This window comes from Tropicibacter naphthalenivorans (assembly GCF_900176475.1).
GTDB lineage: Bacteria > Pseudomonadota > Alphaproteobacteria > Rhodobacterales > Rhodobacteraceae > Tropicibacter > Tropicibacter naphthalenivorans.
In genome coordinates this window covers 276,292-294,768 of sequence record NZ_FWXX01000001.1, presented here as the reverse complement: position 1 = coordinate 294,768, position 18,477 = coordinate 276,292, and the positions used below count along the sequence as shown (strand labels likewise).

Sequence of the window (18,477 nt, the reverse complement as noted above, 5' to 3'; positions counted from 1 at the left end):
CCTTTGGATCAGGTGCCAGAGTGTCAGGTGTGTACCGGGGCCAGATAGCCCCGGCGCATGTCGTCAGACAGTCTTAGTTGGTCAAAACTTCGCGAACGTCGACGTAGCCGCCTTCGTCCTTGGAGCGGGCCAGCCATGCGTCATAGGCAGCCTCGGAGACGACCTTGACGGTGATCGGCATGTAAGCGTGGGCGATGCCGCACAGCTCGGAGCACTGGCCAAAGTAGACGCCTTCACGGTTCGGGGTGAAGTGCAGCTCGGCGGTGCGGCCCGGAACGGCGTCCTGCTTCACACCAAAGGCGGGGATGGTCCACGAGTGGATCACGTCGCCGCCGGTGACACGCATCACGACGGTCTTGCCCACGGGCACGACAACGGCGGTGTCGGTGGCCAGCAGGAAGTCTTCTTCGGCGTAGCCGGCTTCTTCAAGCTGGGCGACGACCTCGGGGGTCTTGCGATAGTCGCCATCGGTGTAGGGCGCGCCGATCATGTTGGCGTCATAGGACAGGTCTTCGCCGATGTACTCATAGCCCCAGTACCACTGGTAGCCGGTCACCTTGATGGTGATGTCCGCCTCGGGGATTTCCTGCTGGTCGAACAGAACCGGCAGCGAGAAAGAGCCGATGAAGATCAGGATGACGATCGGCCCGATGGTCCATGCCACTTCGAGCGGCGAGTTGTGGGTGAAGGACCCCGGCGTCGGGTTGGCCTTGCGGTTGTAGCGCACGATGCACCACGCCAGCAGGCCGGTCACGAACAGCGTGATCAGGGTGATGATCACCAAAATCATGCCATCGAGCCACTGCAGGTCTTCGGCCAGCTTGGTTGCGGCGGGCTGAAAGCCCATGTCGCCATCGGTGGGTTTGCCCACCACTTCAAGGGATTGCGCCATTGCGGGCGCGGCGACAAAGGCGCTGAGCAGGCCTGTCAACATCGTTTTAAGTTGCATATCTCACCCTGATCGGTTGTGATTCGAGTTCATCGGACGGAAGGGTCGGGTCCACATCGGTATACATCCGCGGCAGACAGTCTCCTCCCATTGCGTTCAGCTATCCTTAAAACCATATTCCAGTTCACGGATAAAGAACCCGCCTTGCGGCAAAGCGCCGCTTTTTTGATCTAGATCAAGCCTGAGGTCCATATGTCAAATGCCCCTTTCCTACCTTTTGAGACACATCTGGATCGTGAAAGCGCACTTTCCACTTTGAAAACTGCCCTTGCAGGGGCGGAAGACGGTGAATTGTTCCTTGAACGGCGCCGCTCCGAATCCCTCGTGCTGGATGACGGGCGGGTGAAAACCGCCAGCTATGACGCAGCCGAGGGATTCGGCCTGCGCGCGGTCAAAGGCGAGGTCGCCGGATACGCCCATTCCACCGAGATCAGCGAATCGGCGCTGAAACGCGCGTCGGAAACCGCGCGGCTGGCGATTGGCGACGGGGGCGGGGTGATGGCGCCGCCGCCCGCGGGCACCAACCGCGCGCTTTATACCGATTCCGACCCGATCGAGGGCGCGTCCTTTCCGGTCAAGGTCGAGACTCTGCGCGAGATTGACGCCTACTGCCGCGATCTGGACAGGCGCGTGGTGCAGGTGACGGCGTCGATTGCGGCGTCCTTGCAAGAGGTGGCGATTCTGCGGCCCGAAGGCGGTTTGGTCACCGATGTGCGCCCGATGACCCGTGTGAATGTCAGCGTTATTGTCGAGGAAAACGGCCGCCGCGAATCCGGCTCGGCGGGGGGCGGCGGGCGTGTCGCCTTGGACGGTTTGCTGGACCCGCAGGATTGGAAATCCAAGGCGAAGGAGGCGCTGCGCGTGGCTTTGGTGAACCTGTCGGCGGAACCGGCCCCGGCGGGTGTCATGGACGTGGTGCTTGGGCCGGGCTGGCCGGGCATCTTGCTGCACGAAGCGATTGGCCACGGGCTGGAAGGCGACTTTAACCGCAAGGGCTCCAGCGCCTTTGCCGGGTTGATGGGCCAGCAGGTCGCGGCCAAGGGCGTGACCGTGCTGGACGACGGCACCATCCCCGACCGGCGCGGCAGCATCACCATCGACGACGAAGGCACGCCGTCGGGTAAGAATGTGCTGATCGAGGACGGCATCCTTGTGGGCTACATGCAGGACCGCCAGAACGCGCGCCTGATGGGGGTTCAGCCCACCGGCAACGGGCGCCGCGAGAGCTATGCCCACATTCCCATGCCGCGCATGACCAACACGTATATGTTGGGGGGCGACGCCGACCCGCAGGACATTGTTGCCGATCTCAAGGATGGCATCTGGGCCGTGGGCTTTGGCGGCGGGCAGGTGGACATCACCAACGGCAAGTTCGTGTTCAGCTGCACAGAGGCCTACCGGGTCAAGAACGGCAAGGTCGGCGCGCCGGTCAAGGGGGCGACGCTGATCGGCGATGGCGCGACCTCGCTGAACCAGATCAAGGCGCTGGGGAACGACATGGCGCTCGATCCCGGCATGGGCAATTGCGGCAAGCAGGGGCAGTGGGTTCCGGTGGGCGTCGGTCAGCCCACGGTGATGATCGGCGGGCTGACCGTGGGCGGCGCTGCGGCCTGAATATTAACGCCGCCGGGCCTTTGGTTTGGCGGCGTTTGCATGTTGGGTGACGCCAGGTTTGCTTGGGGGTTGAACTAATTCTCTCAAAGATTCAGCGCCTTAATTATATGACGTGCATTTTTCTCTTTCCGGTTTACTTCTGGTTAACCTAGCACACGTTAAACCTGTTCCTGCAAGACGACGGGGACAAGATGCGCGACGAAAGCTACTCTTCCACTCACCCCCCACTCCCACCCACCACGGAAGATCATCGTGTGGATTGGCTCCGTCTCTTGCGCTCTCGTCGTGTGGGGCCGACGACCTTTCACCGCATGATCGCCGAACACGGCAGCGCCGCCGCTGCGCTGGAGGCATTGCCAGAGGTGGCTCGTGCCGCCGGGGTCGAAAACTACGAGATTTGCCCGATGGGCGTCATCCAGGCCGAATTCAAGGCGGCCAAGCTGCGCGGGGCGCGGATGCTGTGCCACGGCGCGCCAGACTACCCCAAGGCCTTGATGGATTTGCCCGACGCGCCGCCGATCCTTTGGGCGGTGGGCGATGTGGGCGTTTTGCGTCGCCGCTCTGTGGCCTTGGTGGGGGCGCGCAATGCCTCCTCCTTGGGGCTGCGGATGGCGCGCACCTTGTCCGAGGGGCTGGGCAAGGCGGGGCTGGTCGTGACCTCTGGCCTTGCGCGCGGGGTCGACACGGCAGCGCATCTGGCGGCGCTGGACACCGGGACCGTCGCGGTACTGGCGGGGGGCGTCGATGTGCTCTACCCGTCCGAGAACACCAAGCTGGCCGAGGACATCGCGGCAAAGGGCGGCCTGCGCCTGTCGGAAATGCCCATGGGCACGCAGCCCATCGCGCGGCATTTCCCCATGCGCAACCGGATCGTTTCGGGCCTGTCCCAAGCGGTTGTGGTGGTCGAGGCCGCCGCCAAGTCCGGCTCGTTGATCACCGCTCGCAACGCGCTCGACCAGGGGCGCGAAGTGCTGGCGGTGCCGGGGCATCCGCTGGACGGGCGGGCGAGCGGCTGTAACCTGTTGATCCGCGATGGCGCACGGCTGGTGCGCAACGTCGAGGATATTCTCGAATCCCTGCCGCCGGAGGACGGGGCCGCTGTGCAAGGTGAGCTGCCGCTTGCCCCTGCGCCGCCCGTGGGCATCCCCCCCGTGGACATTCCAAAGGCACCGCCCGAACAGCGCACCTTGCAAGAGGCGGCCTCTTTGCACAGTCAGATCCTGTCGCGGCTCAGCCCTGCGCCTTTGCCAGAGGATCAGCTGATCCGTGAGCTGGGCACAAACCCCGGCAAGGTCACGCCTGCGCTGACCGACCTGGAGCTTGACGGCCGGGTGCAACGCCACGCGGGCGGTCTGTTGTCGCTGATCCCGGGCGTGCGCGGCGCATAGCGTTTGGGGCGGGAAGCCGGGAGCAAACCGGGGCCAAGCAGGTGCCGAAACGGGCCGAAAATTGACCAAAGTTTAACGCAAAAACGCGATCAAACCCGCGCGGCAAGGCAACCCACATTGACAATTCCCCCTTGCGCCCCACATCTGTGGTCGCCATACGCGGGCTCTGTAGAGGTCCGAAAAACCATTTCACGAGGTGCAGCCCGATATGCCAGTCGTTGTCGTCGAATCCCCCGCTAAGGCCAAGACAATCAACAAGTATCTCGGCTCGGACTACACCGTTCTGGCCTCTTACGGGCACGTGCGCGACCTGCCTCCCAAGAACGGCAGCGTCGATCCCGACGCCGATTTCGAGATGAAATGGGAGATCGCGAACGATTCGCGTAAACATGTCGCGGCCATCGCCGAAGCGCTCAAAACCGACGACGAACTGATCCTCGCGACTGACCCCGATCGGGAAGGCGAAGCAATTTCGTGGCACCTCAAGGAGGCGCTGACCAAACGCCGCTCGATCAAGAAATCGACCCACGTCAGCCGCGTGACCTTTAACGCGATCACGAAAAAGGCGGTGACCGAGGCGATGCAGAACCCGCGCGACATCGACGCGCCGCTGGTCGAAGCCTACCTCGCGCGCCGCGCCTTGGACTACCTTGTAGGCTTTAACCTGTCGCCGGTGCTGTGGCGCAAACTGCCGGGCGCGCGCTCGGCGGGGCGGGTGCAGTCGGTCTGTCTGCGTCTGATCGTCGAGCGCGAGATGGAGATCGAGGCGTTTAACCCGCGCGAGTACTGGACCGTCAAGGCGCAGCTGAAAACCCCGCGCGGTCAAAGCTTTGAGGCCCGTTTGACCAGCCTTGCGGGCAAGAAGCTCGACCGTTTCGACCTGGCCAACGCCACGCAGGCCGAGATGGCCGTGGACGCCGTGTCGAAACGCGCGCTGAGCATCACCAGCGTGGAGGCGAAGCCGGCCTCGCGCAACCCCTCCGCGCCCTTCATGACCTCGACCCTGCAACAAGAGGCCAGCCGCAAGTTCGGCATGGGCGCGCGCCAGTGTATGAACGCGGCGCAGCGGCTCTATGAGGCGGGGCACATCACCTATATGCGGACCGACGGCATCGACATGGCCCCCGAGGCGGTGACCGCCTGCCGCGACGCGATTGCCGACCGCTATGGCAAGGAATACGTGCCCTCCAGCCCTCGGATTTATAAGAACAAAGCCAAGAACGCGCAGGAAGCACACGAATGTATCCGCCCGACGGATATGACCAAGGACGCGACCCAGCTGAAGCTGTCCGAGGATGATCAGCGTAAGCTCTATGACCTGATCTGGAAGCGCACCCTGGCCTGCCAGATGGAAGGCGCGCGGCTGGAGCGCACCACCGTTGAAATCGGCAGCGATGACAGTCAGGTTGGCCTGCGCGCAACCGGGCAGGTGGTGACCTTTGACGGCTTCCTCAAGGTTTACGAAGAGGGCCGCGACGAGCCGGTCGAGGATGACGACAAGCGCCTGCCGCAGATCATGCAGGGCGAGCCGGCAGCCTTTGCGGCCGGGGCCATGCAGGCGCAATTCGCCAAGGCCGGCGAGAAAACTGCCGACAGCGTGATCGACGATGGCGACAAGCCCGGCGGCGGGATGCAGTCCAATGGCGCGGCGGTGATGTCCAAGGACGCGGCCACGCTGGCGCTGCAAAGCCACACCCAGCCGCCCCCGCGCTACACAGAGGCGACCCTTGTTAAGCGCATGGAAGAGCTGGGCATTGGCCGCCCCTCGACCTACGCCAGCGTGATCACCACGATCCAGGACCGCGAATACGTCCGCAAAGAGCAAAACCGCCTGTTCCCCGAGGACAAGGGCCGGATCGTGACGATCTTTTTGCTCAACTTCTTCAAGCGTTACGTGGAGTATGACTTTACCGCCGCGCTGGAGACCGAGCTGGACCACGTCAGCGCCGGGGAAGAGGACTACAAGGAACTGCTGGCGAAATTCTGGCGCGATTTCAGCGCCGCCATCAGCGAGACGTCCGACCTGCGCATTGCCGAAGTGCTGGATGTGCTGGACGACGCGCTGGCCCCGCAGCTGTATCCGCCGCGCGAAGACGGCACCGATCCGCGCATCTGCCCCAAGTGCGGGCAGGGCCAGTTGCACCTGAAAACCTCGCGCACGGGCGGCTTTGTCGGCTGTGGCAACTACCCCGAATGCACCTACACCCGCCCCATCGCGGGCGAGGGGGCCGAGGGCGAAGAAAAGCTGCTGGGCGAGGACGCCGGGGATGAAATCTGGCTCAAGGCCGGGCGCTTTGGCCCCTATGTGCAACGCGGCGAACCCACGCCCGAGAACAAGAAACCGCCGCGCGCATCCTTGCCGCGCAAGAACCGCGAGTATCTGCCGGGCTGGGATCCCAAGGATATGACGCTGGAAAAGGCGCTGACGCTGCTGACCATGCCGCGCGAGGTGGGGATGCACCCGAACGGCGGCGTGATCACCGCGAACCTTGGCCGCTTTGGCCCCTATATCGCGCACCAGCTGCCCGACGACGAAAAGCCCGTTTACGTTAACCTCAAGGAATTCCAAGAGGTTTTCGAGATCGGCATGAACCACGCGGTGGAACTGATCGACCACAAGCGCGCAAATCCGGGCCGTGGGCGCACCGCCGCCAAGGCTTTGCGCGAGATGGGGGATCACCCCGACGGCGGCAAGATCCAAATCATGGAAGGGCGCTATGGTCCTTATGTGAAATGGGAAAAGGTCAACGCGACCCTGCCCAAGGATGCCGACCCTGAAAAGCTGACCATGGAAGAGGCGCTGAAGCTGATCGAGGAAAAGGCCGGCAAGGGCGGCAAGAAGAAAGCCGCGCCGAAGAAGGCCGCGGCCAAGAAACCGGCAGCGAAAAAGCCTGCCGCGAAAAAGACCACCGCCAAGAAGCCTGCGGCCAAGAAACCGGCCGCAAAGAAGGATGACTGACGGCTACACGGACCTGCCTTACGCGCAGGTCCGAACCGCGATCGCAGAGCTGGCCACACAGCTGAACTGCCCAGAGCCGGACCCAGAGATGTTGGGACAATGCGCGTGGCATCTTCATAACCGTGGGCTGGATGGCGTGGGCCTTGTTCTGCGCTATCTGCAAAGCTGCGCGTCCATGCCGGACGTGGAGCCGCCCTCTCTGACGATGACTGCGATGGATTTGGCAGAGTTGTTGGTCATCAAGGATGGCCGCTCGCATTCCTTTGTGGCGCCGACCGTGCCTGTTTTGCTGTTGCCGATGGTGGGCTTTGTTGTCGCCAAGGATTTTGGCGAGAAGGATGCGCTCTTGTTCACTTGTGGTGCGAGCGAAGTCACCTATTCCAAGGCATTGGGGTTGCGCATGGAAAGCCCGTCGCTTGACGATCTGCTGACCGTGGACCCGTTTGAAACGCCCACATGCACCGTCACTCGGGTCGATTTCCAAGAGGGCGCAGACGGCGGGCATGGCTTCGTGCCGTTCCATCGCCACACCGAATTGCCTTGGCCCACGGCCCTCCAGGGGGCCGCCGCATCGGTGGAGGTTCTGCGAGATCTGGCGCTTGGCTAGTCGGCCTGTTGCCAATCGGCACTGATATGCCGCCACACGCATGTGTGATTTTCAACCGCCGTCAAACTCATGTTTGGGTGCTACCAAGTGACACCCAAGAGCAGGAGTCTGACATGATCACCCGACGCACCCTTTTGGCCGCAGGCGGCGCGAGCCTGCTGGTCCCCGCCACCGCCCGCGCGCAAGAAGCGCCTGCGCGGCGCAATGCCTCGGCCTTTGTCAGCCAGGACTGGCGCGATCACTTTGACGCGCTCGGTGTGGGCTGCATCGTTTGCGACACCGCCAGCCGCGCCCTGCATTACTGGGCCGCAGACGGGAAGGACTACCGCGTCTACCCGACCTCTGTGCCGAAAACCGACGAGCTGACCAAACGCGGCTACACCAAGATCGTGCGCAAAAAGGTCGGCCCCAGCTGGACCCCCACCGCCAGCCAGATGGAGCGTTTCCCCGACTGGCGCCCGGTCGAAGGCGGCGCCCCCGACAACCCGCTTGGCACCCACGCCATGTATCTCGACTGGCCCGCTTACCTGATCCATGGCACGCACGACACGCGCAAGATCGGCCGGCCCTCGTCGGACGGCTGCATTGGCCTGTATAACGAAAAGATCGCCGAGCTGTTCGAGATCACCCCCATCGGCACCCAAGTCCGCCTGATCTGACCCGTTGGCGCTATCGGTTTGGTTAATAGCAGGTCCATTGTTGCACCTGCATTGACTCTTTGCTGCCGCGCGGCGACAACTTTGGCAATCCAGAGATTAGGGGAGAGTTTCATGAAGAAAGTCTACGGCACCGCTGCCGAGGCGCTGGACGGCCTGCTGAGCGACGGCATGCTCATCGCCGCCGGTGGCTTTGGCCTGTGCGGCATTCCGGAACTGCTGATCGACGCCATCGTCGAAAGCGGCATCAAGGATCTGACCGTTGCGTCCAACAACGCAGGCGTTGATGGCTTTGGTCTGGGCAAGCTGCTCGAAACCAAGCAGATCAAAAAGATGATGTCCTCCTACGTGGGGGAGAACGCCGAGTTCATGCGCCAGTACCTGTCCGGCGAGCTTGAGCTGGAATTCAACCCGCAGGGCACCCTGGCCGAGCGTATGCGCGCGGGCGGTGCAGGCATCCCGGGCTTTTACACCCAGACCGGCGTCGGCACCCAGATCGCCGAGGGCAAAGAGGTCAAGATCTTCAACGGCAAGGAATACATCCTCGAAGAGGGCATCTTTGCCGATCTGGCCATCGTCAAAGCGTGGAAGGCCGACACCACCGGCAACGCGATCTTCCGCAAGACCGCGCGCAACTTTAACCCGCCTGCGGCCATGTGCGGCAAAATCTGCGTGATGGAAGTCGAAGAGATCGTCGAGCCGGGCGAGCTTGACCCCGATCACATCCACCTGCCGGGCATCTACGTGCACCGCCTGATCAAAGGCGAGCATGAAAAGCGCATCGAACAGCGCACCGTTCGTCAAAAGGAGGCGTCGTAATGGCCTGGGACCGTAACCAAATGGCGGCGCGCGCCGCTCAGGAACTCGACGACGGCATGTACGTCAACCTCGGCATCGGCATCCCGACGCTGGTGGCCAACTACGTCGGCGACAAGGACATCACCCTGCAATCCGAAAACGGGATGCTGGGCATGGGCCCGTTCCCCTTTGAGGGCGAAGAAGACGCCGACCTGATCAACGCCGGCAAGCAGACCATCACCGAACTGCCGCGCACGTCTTACTTCGACAGCGCGACCTCCTTCGGCATGATCCGCGGCGGCAAGATCGCGGCGGCCATCCTCGGCGCCATGGAAGTGGCCGAAAACGGCGATCTGGCGAACTGGATGATCCCCGGCAAGCTGGTCAAAGGCATGGGCGGCGCGATGGACCTCGTGGCCGGCGTCGGCAAGGTCATCGTGGTGATGGATCACACCAACAAGCACGGCGACAGCAAGGTGCTCAAGGAATGCACCCTGCCGCTGACCGGCAAGGGCGTGGTTGACCGGATCATCACCAACCTCGGCGTGCTGGACGTGGTCGAAGGCGGCCTGAAAATCGTCGAATGCGCCGATGGCGTCACCGAGGAAGAGCTGCGCGCAGCGACCCTCGCCACCATCGTCTAAACACCCTACACACAAATCCAAAGGCCGCGCAGCATCCCGCCCGCGCGGCCTTTTTCGTGCTCGCTTCTTCTCTTTGAAAATATCCCCGCCGGAGGCATCCGCACTGTCCGCAGGCGCAACCCCATCCCCCAAAGCGCCAAACACAAAAAAGGCGGGTTCCGAAGAACCCGCCTAGGAACGTCGCGCCAAAATGGGAGGAGAGGGCGCAACTTCCGGATCAGCCCCCGCAGGGGCCGAAATTACTTGGCCGCAGCAGTTGCCTTCTTGGCAGTGGCGGTCATTTCGTCGGTCGCTTTTTTCATGGCGGCGGTGGCATCCTCAGAGATGTCCTTGCCTGCGGCCATCATCAGCTCGACGGTGTCCATCTGGACCTTTTTCGCGATCTCAGCGAAAGCAGCCATGTTCTCGGCAGCAACTTCAGCCTGAGCGGACGCGAAATCGGTCATCGCCTTGGCGTAGTCTGCCGGCTCTGCTTTTGCTTTGGACATGTCGGCCATTTTGCTCAGCGTGTCCTTGGTCCACTTTGCCGACAGTTCGGTCGACTTTTCAGCGGCTTCCAAAGCAACACCCGAGAGCTTCTCGTTCATGGTCGCGGTGGTCTTGAAGGCGTCTTCCATCGCCTTGGTGTCCACCGGGAACGCGCCCATCATGTCTTTCATCATAGCGGTGAAGTCTTGGGTCTGTGCCATTGTACTAATTCCTTTGTCCGACTGCTGCGGGCCCACCCCGCGTTGTTGTGCAGCTTGCTAAGGAATATGTATGCTGCGGCGCAGCATTTCAAGTGAAATTTCTGCGACGCAGCATAAATCGTCTAACCTACTGAAATTGTTTAGCCGCTTTTAACTTCACGTAAGTACCGGGCGCTGGCGCGAGTGGTTTAAACGTCGAATCACCCGGAGCGCGAGCAGGCACCATTTTACCGCTGCGCTTCTTGAGCCACGCCTCCCAATGGGGCCACCAGGACGCCTGGTGGTGCTCTGCGGCCTCTTTCCAGCTGTCAAAGTCGGCGCTGAGGTCAGAATTGGTATAATGGCCATACTTGTTTTTGTTGGGCGGATTGACGATGCCCGCGATGTGGCCCGACTGGCCCAGAACAAACTCCTTGGACCGCGATCCCATCTGCTGCACCCCGCGATAGACGTCACGGGCGGCGGCGATGTGGTCCGTTTCCGTCGCGATGGACATCAACGGAACGTCCACGTCCTTGAGCGTCAGGGTCTCGCCCAAAAGCTCAAAGGTGCCTTTCGCGAATTCGTTGCGCTGACACAGGCCGCGCAGATACTCCATCGTCATCAGGCCGGGCAGGTTGGCGCCGTCGCCGTTCCAATAGAGCAGGTCAAACGCCGGGGGCGTCTCGCCCATCATATAGGACTTGATCGCAGGCCCGTAGATCAGATCGTTGGACCGCAGAAAGGAAAACGTCCGCGCCATGATAAACGACGGCAGGATGCCCTCTTGGTCGATCTCTTCCTCGATCCCGTCGACAAAGTCGTTCTGCAAGAAGGGCGTGAATTCCCCCTGATCGCTGAAATCCGTCAACGCGGTAAAGAAGGTCGCCGACTTGATGTACTTGAGCTTGCGTTTCTTGAGCAAAGCCAAGGTCAGCGCCAGCGTCGTCCCGGCGATGCAATAGCCCACGGCGTTGATCTGCTCGACCTTGCAAATCTCGCGCGCCACGTCGATCGCTTGCAGATAGCCTTCCTCGATGTAGGTCTCTAGGCCGACATCGCGGTACTTGCCATCGGGGTTGATCCAGCTGACCACGAACAGGGTATAGCCCTGGTCCACGACCCAGCGGATCAAGCTGTTTTGCGGTTTCAGATCAAGGATATAGAACTTGTTGATCCAAGGCGGGAACAGCACGATCGGGGTCTCGTGCACCTTTTCCGTGGTGGGGCTGTACTGAATGATCTCCATCATCCGGTTGCGAAAGACGACCTCGCCTTGCGCGGTGGCGATGTTCTCGCCCACCTCAAAGGCGGTCTCGTCCACCAGCCGCACCAGCAGCTCGCCATTGTTCGCCTCAAGATCGGACACAAGGTTTTCCATCCCGTGAACAAGGCTCTCGCCCTCGGTCTCGACCGCCTTGAGCAGCGCATCTGGGTTGGTCGCCAAAAAGTTCGTCGGCGCGAACATGTCGGTGATCTGCTGGGCAAAGAACCGCAAGCGGCGCTTTTCGGTCGGGTCCATATCTTCGATTGATTCGACGGCCTCTTTGATCGCCTCTGCGTTGATCAGGTACTGCTGTTTAACAAAGTTAAAATAAGGGTGGGTATCCCACAGCTCATTCTTGAAACGCCGGTCCTTGGGGCCGGGATCGTCGGGAGCGGCCAGCTTGCCACTCGCCAGCGCCTGTTGCGCCTCGACGAAATGGGTGACGGTCTTGCCCCAATACTGGACCTGTTGTTCAAGAATCTTAGCAGGATTCGTTGTCCATTCGCTGAAATACGCCTGCGCCGCTTTGGAATAGAGCGCCGGATCGGGCCCGTTCAAGGCATTCGGCGTTGGGTGTTTTTTCGTCAAAGCGTTGACAAGACGCTGAGAAAGCGCCTCGACCTTGGCGAGATTCTCCTCCAGCCGCTGTTGATGTTTACCTGCGGCAACCTCGTTTGTTGTCATCTTAACGAATTCCCCCTATCTTCGCTGCTATGCAGAATAACGTCGCCAGACGCTGTGGGCCAAGCGACGAATTAGTTTTACGGGAAGTGTGCAACGATTTGCGCCCTTACCGCAACTTTTAGGAGTGGCTGTCATGCGCTACATGGCGACTTATGATCTGATGGAAACCATGCGGAACACCAACCAGTGGTTGGGGGCGACCGCACGCACCATGGCGTCTTACCCGGCGTTCTCGATGATGCCGAACCCGGCGCTGGAATGGATGGCCGCCTGGGGCGAGGTGACGGAACGGACCTTCGAACGCATGGTGGTCAAGCCCGACTGGGGCATTCGCACCTTCACCTGCGAAGACGGCAAGGACCACCTGGTCGAGGTCAAGACCGTGGTCGAAAAGGACTTCGGCGATCTAATCCACTTTGACGTGGCCGGCCGCGAGGAACAGCCGCGCAAGATCCTGCTGGTCGCGCCCATGTCCGGCCACTACGCGACGCTGCTGCGCTCGACGGTGAAATCGCTGATCGTCAACTGCGAGGTTTACATCACCGACTGGCACAACGCGCGCGACATCCCGGTCTCGGCGGGCAAGTTCGACATCGAGGATTACACCCTCTACCTGATGGACTTCATGCGCCACCTCGGGCCCGACACCCATGTGATTGCCGTCTGTCAGCCCGCGCCGCTGACGCTGGCCGCAACCGCCTATCTGGCGGAACTGGACCCCGACGCGCAGCCGCGCACGCTGACCCTGATCGGCGGCCCGATCAACCCCGACGCGGTGCCGACGGACGTGACCGACTTTGGCGCGCGGGTAACCATGGGCCAGCTCGAAGAGACGATGATCCAGCGCGTCGGCTTCAAGTACAAGGGCGTGGGCCGCATGGTCTATCCGGGCCTGCTCCAGCTGTCCTCCTTCATGAGCATGAACGCCGACCGCCATGGTAAAGCCTTCCGCGACCAGATCATGCGCGTCTGCCGCGGCGAGGCGTCGGACCACGACGCCCACAACCGCTTCTACGACGAATACCTCGCGGTCATGGACATGCCGGCGGAATTCTACCTCTCGACGGTGGAACGCATCTTCAAGAACTGCGAAATCGCCAAGAACGAATTCATCGTCGATGGCCATAAGGTCGACATGGGCAAGATCACCAATGTCGCCGTGAAAACCGTCGAAGGGGCCAAGGACGACATCACCGCCCCCGGCCAGTGTATCGCGGCCCTCGGCCTGTGCACCGGTCTGCCTGACAGCAAGAAAGCCTCGCACGTCGAACCCGGCGCAGGCCACTACGGCATCTTCGCGGGCAAAAGCTGGCGCGACAACATCCGCCCGCTGGTGCTCGACTTCATCGACTCCAACTCGGGCGACAAGAAACCGGCCAAACCCAAGGCCGCCAACGTCGCCTAAGGGAACCAACCCAAATCAAAAACGCCCCGCGCTTCCCTCGCGCGGGCCGTTTCCTTTTCCGGCCTCAGCTTCTTCTCTTTCAAAATATCCCGGGGGAGGCCGCAGGGCGGGGGCAGAGCCCCCTCCACATCAAGTGCCTCACCTCCGGTGAGAGGGCAGCGCCCCCTCCACATCAAGTGCCTCACCTCCGGTGAGTGGGCAGCGCCCGCAACACCCCTTCGTGTTCGCGCCCCCTAAAGCCCCTCATAGGCACACAGCGCATGGACCTCCATCCCCAGCGTCTCCAGCTTTGCCCGCCCGCCAAGGTCCGGCAAATCCACGATAAACGCGCAGCCGATGATCTCGCCGCCCAGCCGTTCCACCAGCTTGATCCCGGCCTCGGCGGTGCCGCCCGTGGCCAGCAAATCGTCCACCAACAGGATCTTTTCCCCGGCCTTGATCGCATCGTCGTGGATCTCGACAATCGCCTCGCCGTACTCCAGCTGATACTCCTCGGAAATCACCGCGCCGGGCAGCTTGCCCTTTTTGCGGATCGGCACAAAGCCTGCCGACAGCTGGTGCGCCACCGCCCCGCCAAGGATAAACCCGCGCGCTTCCAGCCCCACCACCTTGTCAAACCGCACGCCTGCGTAGGGGTGCAACAGCTGGTCAATCGCCATGCGAAACCCGCGCGGATCGGCGAACAGCGTGGTCACATCGCGGAACATGATCCCTTCGTGGGGAAAATCGACGATGGTGCGGATGTAGTCTTTGACGTCTCTGTTGTCCCGCATGTCCGGGTCTCCTTTCTCAATTCAAGCGGCGCGGCGCAGGCTGGCGGTCAGCACGCCCATGGCGATCAGGGTGGCACCGCCAGCGCGGGTGATCCACGTCAGAACAGAGGGCCGCGCAATCATCCCGCGCAGCCGGTCAGCAGCCAGCGCATAGGCCAGCGCGTTCAGCGTCGCCAGCGTCACAAAGGTCGTCACCAGCACCGCAAATTGCGGCAGCAAGGCACGCTCGGGCGTGATGAACTGCGGCACAAACGCGATGAAAAACGCGATGCTTTTCGGGTTCAAAGCGGTCACGGCGGCGTTGTGCAGGAACACCCCGCGGGCCGAAACCTCTGCCTCTGGCAGGGCCAAGCCGCTGGTTGGCGCCGAGCGGATCAGCTTGATCCCCAGCCACACCAGATAGACCGCACCGACCCATTTCAGCACCGTGAACAACATCGCCGAGGTGGCCACAAGCGCCCCCAACCCCGCCAGCGACAGCGACATGGCGACGAAATCCCCGGTCGCGACCCCGGCGGCCGAGGCGACAGCGACGCTGCGCCCCTTGGACAGCGCATAGGACAAGACCAGCAGGATCGTCGGCCCTGGGATCATCAACAACGCAATGGACGCGGCCACAAAAGCCAACCACAAATCAAACGGCATCTATTCCTCCTTGGGGTAGTGGCGGCGCAGCGCCATAATGTCTTGCGGGCCTAAATCCTTGGCCGCGTTGCTGTCTTGGGAAAACACCGACACGCCTTCGTAGACCGGCGTGCGGATGTCGGTCAAAAGGCCCAAAGCCTGCGTCACCTCTTCGATCATCGCCGACTCGTACTGGCGGATGTTCAGGCGCGTGGAAAAGATCACCTGCGCGCGGCTGATCACATGGGTGTCGGCGCGCGACCAGACGATCACGCGGGCGCCGCCCACGGTTGCGCCGTCCACGCCCTTGACCCCGGTGCCGCTGATCGGCGCGCTGCCGTCGGTGTCGATCAGGTAGATCTTGATGTCGGCGTCCTCGGGCGTGCCAACGCGCAAGGTGATGCCGCTGTCCACCCGATTGATATACTGCACGGCGCGTTCAACGGCGGCAAAAGCGCGCTTTTGCTTGCCGCCCAGATAGGCGTCGTCGACCTGCACGATGGCCACGGAAATCGGGCGCTCGGTGGGCCAATGCAGAAAGGGCTTGGCGCAGGGCGCACCGGGCGGGGCGGCGCAGGCCACGAGGCGATAGAAATCCTCGTCGCTGAGCGCGCCGACCACCTCGATGAAATCCTGCGCCGCCACGGCCACCGGCCAAAGCAGCAAGAAACCAAGCCCCGCGCGCATCTTAGGCGGTCAGCACACGGCCCGCGACCGCATCAAGCCGCGCCAGCAAGGCCGGGTCGCGCTTTTCCGGGGCGGTCATGATGGCAAAGTCCAAGGCCCGGTCGCAGCCATGCGGGCAGGGCGCGCGTTCGGCCCCCAGCAGGGCGGGCAGGCGGCGGACCATCTCGCGGCCCTTCTCCGAGTTGCCCATGAGCGTCTTGATGATGTCGTTCACGTCCACTTCGCCGTGGTCCGGGTGCCAGCTGTCATAGTCGGTGACCATGGCGATCGAGGCATAGCACAGCTCTGCCTCGCGGGCGAGTTTCGCCTCGGGCATGTTGGTCATGCCGATTACGTCCGCGCCCCACTGTTCGCGGTACATGCGCGATTCCGCCAAAGTCGAGAACTGCGGGCCTTCCATCGCGAGGTAGGTGCCGCCGTTGTGGATCGTCACTCCGGCGTCCTTGGCGGCGATGAAACAGGCCTCGCCCAGACGCGGGCAGGTGGGGTGCGCGACGGACACATGTGCCACGCAGCCGGTGCCGAAAAACGATTTCTCGCGCCCAAAGGTGCGGTCAATGAACTGATCCACAACGACAAAATCGCCGGGCGCGTATTCTTCGCGGAAGGATCCGCAGGCGCTGACGCTGATCACATCGGTCACGCCCAGCCGCTTGAGCGCGTCGATGTTTGCGCGATACGGCACGGTGGTGGGCGAATGCACATGCCCGCGCCCGTGACGCGGCAGAAAGGCCATTTTCACCCCGCCCAGCGTCCCCGTCAGGATCGCGTCAGAGGGCGTGCCCCACGGGCTTTGGACCTCGGTCCAGTCCGCCCCTTCCAGCCCGTCGATGTCGTAGATGCCCGATCCGCCGATCACGCCGATCATGGTCTGTGTCATGTCACTCTCCGAATTTGGTTGGGTGCAGGGTGCAACGCAGGGTTGGCAAAGAAAAGCCCCGCGCGCCTCAAATCCGTGCGAAGGCGGGCAAATCCGCCATGCTGCGCACAAAAGTATTCCGTGAAATCCGCGCCGTTTTGCTCTATGGCAGCGGTAACGGGCCGCATATGGCCCCGCTCTGGCCTTTTTCGCTGCGGTGCAGTAAGGCCACGGCGCGCGAATGAAAAGGACTGCCCCGATGAAAAAAGCTCTGATGGCCCGGTTTGCGGGCCGTGTCGACATGCCCGACTTCTCAATTGCCAATGACGAAAAGCTGACGCCCGCCCGCCTGCGGATCGAGCTGCTGGCCGGTCTGACCGTGGCCCTGGCGCTGGTGCCCGAAGCGGTGGCCTTTGCCTTTGTCGCCGGGGTGCACCCGCTGGTCGGCCTTTATGCGGCGTTCCTTGTGGGCTTGGTGACCGCGCTGATCGGCGGGCGTCCGGGGATGATTTCCGGCGCGACCGGGGCTTTGGCGGTGGTCATGGTGGCGCTCGTGGCGCAGCACGGGGTGGAGTACCTGTTCGCAACTGTCGTTTTGATGGGGATTTTGCAGGTGATTGCCGGGGTCTTGCAATGGGGCAAGTTCATTCGCCTTGTGCCGCATCCGGTGATGCTGGGCTTTGTGAACGGCCTTGCGATCGTGATTTTCCTTGCGCAGATGTCGCAGTTCAAGGTGCCAGGCTCGATCGAGAACACCGGGCACGGCATGGGCGGCGGCGAATGGCTGTCTGGGATGCCGCTGTACCTGATGCTGGGGCTGACGGCGCTGACGATGCTGATCATCTGGGGGATGCCCAAGATCACCCGCGTGGTGCCTGCGCCGCTGGCCGGGATCGGCATCGTGGCGGCGCTGGTCATTGGCCTTGGGCTGGATGTGCCGCGCGTTGGGGATATGGCCTCGATCAAGGGTGGTCTGCCCGAGTTCCACATTCCCGCCGTGCCGTTGAACTGGGAAACGCTTGAGATCATCCTGCCCTATTCGGTCATTCTGGCCGCCATTGGCCTGATCGAAAGCCTGCTGACGCTGAACCTTGTTGGGGAAATGACCGGCAAGCGTGGCGGCGCATCGCAAGAGTGCATCGCGCAGGGCGCGTCCAACGTGCTGACCGGCTTTTTCGGCGGCATGGGCGGCTGCGCGATGATCGGCCAGTCGATGATCAACGTGAAATCCGGCGCGCGCACCCGGATCGCGGGCATCGCAGCGGCGCTGTTCTTGCTGACCTTTATCCTGTTTGCCGCGCCGCTGATCGAGCTGATCCCGCTGGCGGCGCTGGTCGGTGTGATGTTCATGGTGGTGATCGGGACGTTTGCCTGGAACTCTTTGAAGATCCTCGCCAAAGTCCCGATGACCGACGCCTTTGTCATCGTGCTGGTGACCGTGGTGACGGTGCTCGAAGACCTCGCCGTGGCGGTGGTTGTGGGCGTGATCGTTTCCGCCTTGGCCTATGCGTGGAACAACGCGCGCCGCATCCACGCCAAGACCTACGCCACGCCCGAAGGCGCCAAGGTCTATCAGGTCCAGGGGCCGCTGTTCTTTGGCTCAAGCGATGGGTTCATCGAGCTGTTCAACCCCTCCGACGATCCGTCGGTGGTGATCGTCGACTTTGCCGACAGCCGGGTGGTGGACCAATCGGCGCTGCAAGCGATCGAAGCCGTGGCAGCCAAGTATGAGACGGCGGGCAAGTCGATCCAGCTGCGCCACCTGAGCCGCGATTGCCACAAGCTGTTGACCAAGGCGGGGCACCTGATGATCGACAGTGACGACGACCCCGATTACGAAATCGCCGTGGATTACGGCGTGCGGACGGGGATCCTTGGGGATCACTAAGCCCTTG

General features: G+C 62.4%; 16 protein-coding genes. 9 read left to right on the top strand and 7 right to left on the bottom strand.

The window, feature by feature from the left end:
- Positions 1 to 73: 73 nt before the first annotated feature.
- On the bottom strand, positions 74 to 949 hold the full coding sequence (coxB, locus tag B9A11_RS01410) for a cytochrome c oxidase subunit II (RefSeq protein ID WP_058246124.1): 876 nt from the start codon (positions 947 to 949) through the stop codon (positions 74 to 76).
- A 192-nt stretch (positions 950 to 1,141) separates the two neighbouring features.
- Between coxB and tldD the strand changes: the two genes are divergently transcribed.
- The 7 genes from tldD to B9A11_RS01375 all read left to right on the top strand — a co-directional run bounded on the left by tldD (position 1,142) and on the right by B9A11_RS01375 (position 9,615).
- Entirely contained in the window at positions 1,142 to 2,563 is a 1,422-nt protein-coding gene (gene tldD / locus B9A11_RS01405; protein ID WP_058246125.1) for a metalloprotease TldD, read from the top strand.
- Between the two features lie 191 nt (positions 2,564 to 2,754).
- On the top strand, positions 2,755 to 3,951 hold the full coding sequence (gene dprA, locus B9A11_RS01400; RefSeq protein WP_083499740.1) for a DNA-processing protein DprA: 1,197 nt from the start codon (positions 2,755 to 2,757) through the stop codon (positions 3,949 to 3,951).
- 208 nt (positions 3,952 to 4,159) lie between these two features.
- Positions 4,160 to 6,910: a type I DNA topoisomerase gene (topA, locus tag B9A11_RS01395; protein ID WP_058246126.1), complete on the top strand. Its 2,751-nt coding sequence runs from the start codon at positions 4,160 to 4,162 to the stop codon at positions 6,908 to 6,910.
- Positions 6,903 to 7,517, top strand: coding sequence for a hypothetical protein (locus B9A11_RS01390; RefSeq protein ID WP_058246127.1), 615 nt, complete (start codon positions 6,903 to 6,905; stop codon positions 7,515 to 7,517). The genes topA and B9A11_RS01390 overlap by 8 nt, the downstream gene beginning before the upstream one ends.
- Positions 7,518 to 7,630: 113 nt before the next feature.
- Positions 7,631 to 8,176, top strand: a complete 546-nt coding sequence (locus B9A11_RS01385) for a L,D-transpeptidase (protein WP_058246128.1) — start codon at positions 7,631 to 7,633, stop codon at positions 8,174 to 8,176.
- 111 nt (positions 8,177 to 8,287) lie between these two features.
- On the top strand, positions 8,288 to 8,992 hold the full coding sequence (locus B9A11_RS01380) for a CoA transferase subunit A (protein WP_058246129.1): 705 nt from the start codon (positions 8,288 to 8,290) through the stop codon (positions 8,990 to 8,992).
- Positions 8,992 to 9,615 (top strand): CoA transferase subunit B, encoded by a 624-nt coding sequence (locus B9A11_RS01375; RefSeq protein WP_058246130.1) that lies wholly within the window; start codon positions 8,992 to 8,994, stop codon positions 9,613 to 9,615. Before B9A11_RS01380 ends, B9A11_RS01375 begins: the two co-directional genes overlap by 1 nt.
- 239 nt (positions 9,616 to 9,854) lie before the next feature.
- Here B9A11_RS01375 and B9A11_RS01370 read toward each other — a convergent pair whose 3' ends face one another.
- Positions 9,855 to 10,304: a phasin, PhaP gene (locus B9A11_RS01370; protein WP_058246131.1), complete on the bottom strand. Its 450-nt coding sequence runs from the start codon at positions 10,302 to 10,304 to the stop codon at positions 9,855 to 9,857.
- 127 nt (positions 10,305 to 10,431) lie between these two features.
- Positions 10,432 to 12,234 (bottom strand): PHA/PHB synthase family protein, encoded by a 1,803-nt coding sequence (locus tag B9A11_RS01365; protein ID WP_058246132.1) that lies wholly within the window; start codon positions 12,232 to 12,234, stop codon positions 10,432 to 10,434.
- A 133-nt stretch (positions 12,235 to 12,367) separates the two neighbouring features.
- On the opposite strand from B9A11_RS01365, the gene phaZ reads away from it, so the two are divergent.
- Entirely contained in the window at positions 12,368 to 13,639 is a 1,272-nt protein-coding gene (phaZ, locus tag B9A11_RS01360; RefSeq protein ID WP_058246133.1) for a polyhydroxyalkanoate depolymerase, read from the top strand.
- A 233-nt stretch (positions 13,640 to 13,872) separates the two neighbouring features.
- On the opposite strand, the gene B9A11_RS01355 is transcribed toward phaZ, so the two are convergent.
- From B9A11_RS01355 to B9A11_RS01340, 4 genes are read right to left on the bottom strand one after another with little or no spacing between them, the layout of a single operon-like run.
- Positions 13,873 to 14,412, bottom strand: coding sequence for an adenine phosphoribosyltransferase (locus B9A11_RS01355; protein WP_058246134.1), 540 nt, complete (start codon positions 14,410 to 14,412; stop codon positions 13,873 to 13,875).
- A 21-nt stretch (positions 14,413 to 14,433) separates the two neighbouring features.
- On the bottom strand, positions 14,434 to 15,057 hold the full coding sequence (locus B9A11_RS01350; protein ID WP_058246135.1) for a LysE family translocator: 624 nt from the start codon (positions 15,055 to 15,057) through the stop codon (positions 14,434 to 14,436).
- Complete coding sequence (locus B9A11_RS01345; RefSeq protein ID WP_159452461.1) at positions 15,058 to 15,702, bottom strand: DUF2927 domain-containing protein; 645 nt, start codon at positions 15,700 to 15,702, stop codon at positions 15,058 to 15,060.
- Positions 15,703 to 15,724: 22 nt separating this feature from the next.
- Complete coding sequence (locus tag B9A11_RS01340) at positions 15,725 to 16,603, bottom strand: S-methyl-5'-thioadenosine phosphorylase (protein ID WP_058246137.1); 879 nt, start codon at positions 16,601 to 16,603, stop codon at positions 15,725 to 15,727.
- A gap of 238 nt (positions 16,604 to 16,841) precedes the next feature.
- Between B9A11_RS01340 and B9A11_RS01335 the strand changes: the two genes are divergently transcribed.
- Positions 16,842 to 18,470, top strand: a complete 1,629-nt coding sequence (locus B9A11_RS01335; protein WP_058246138.1) for a SulP family inorganic anion transporter — start codon at positions 16,842 to 16,844, stop codon at positions 18,468 to 18,470.
- Positions 18,471 to 18,477 lie beyond the last annotated feature (7 nt).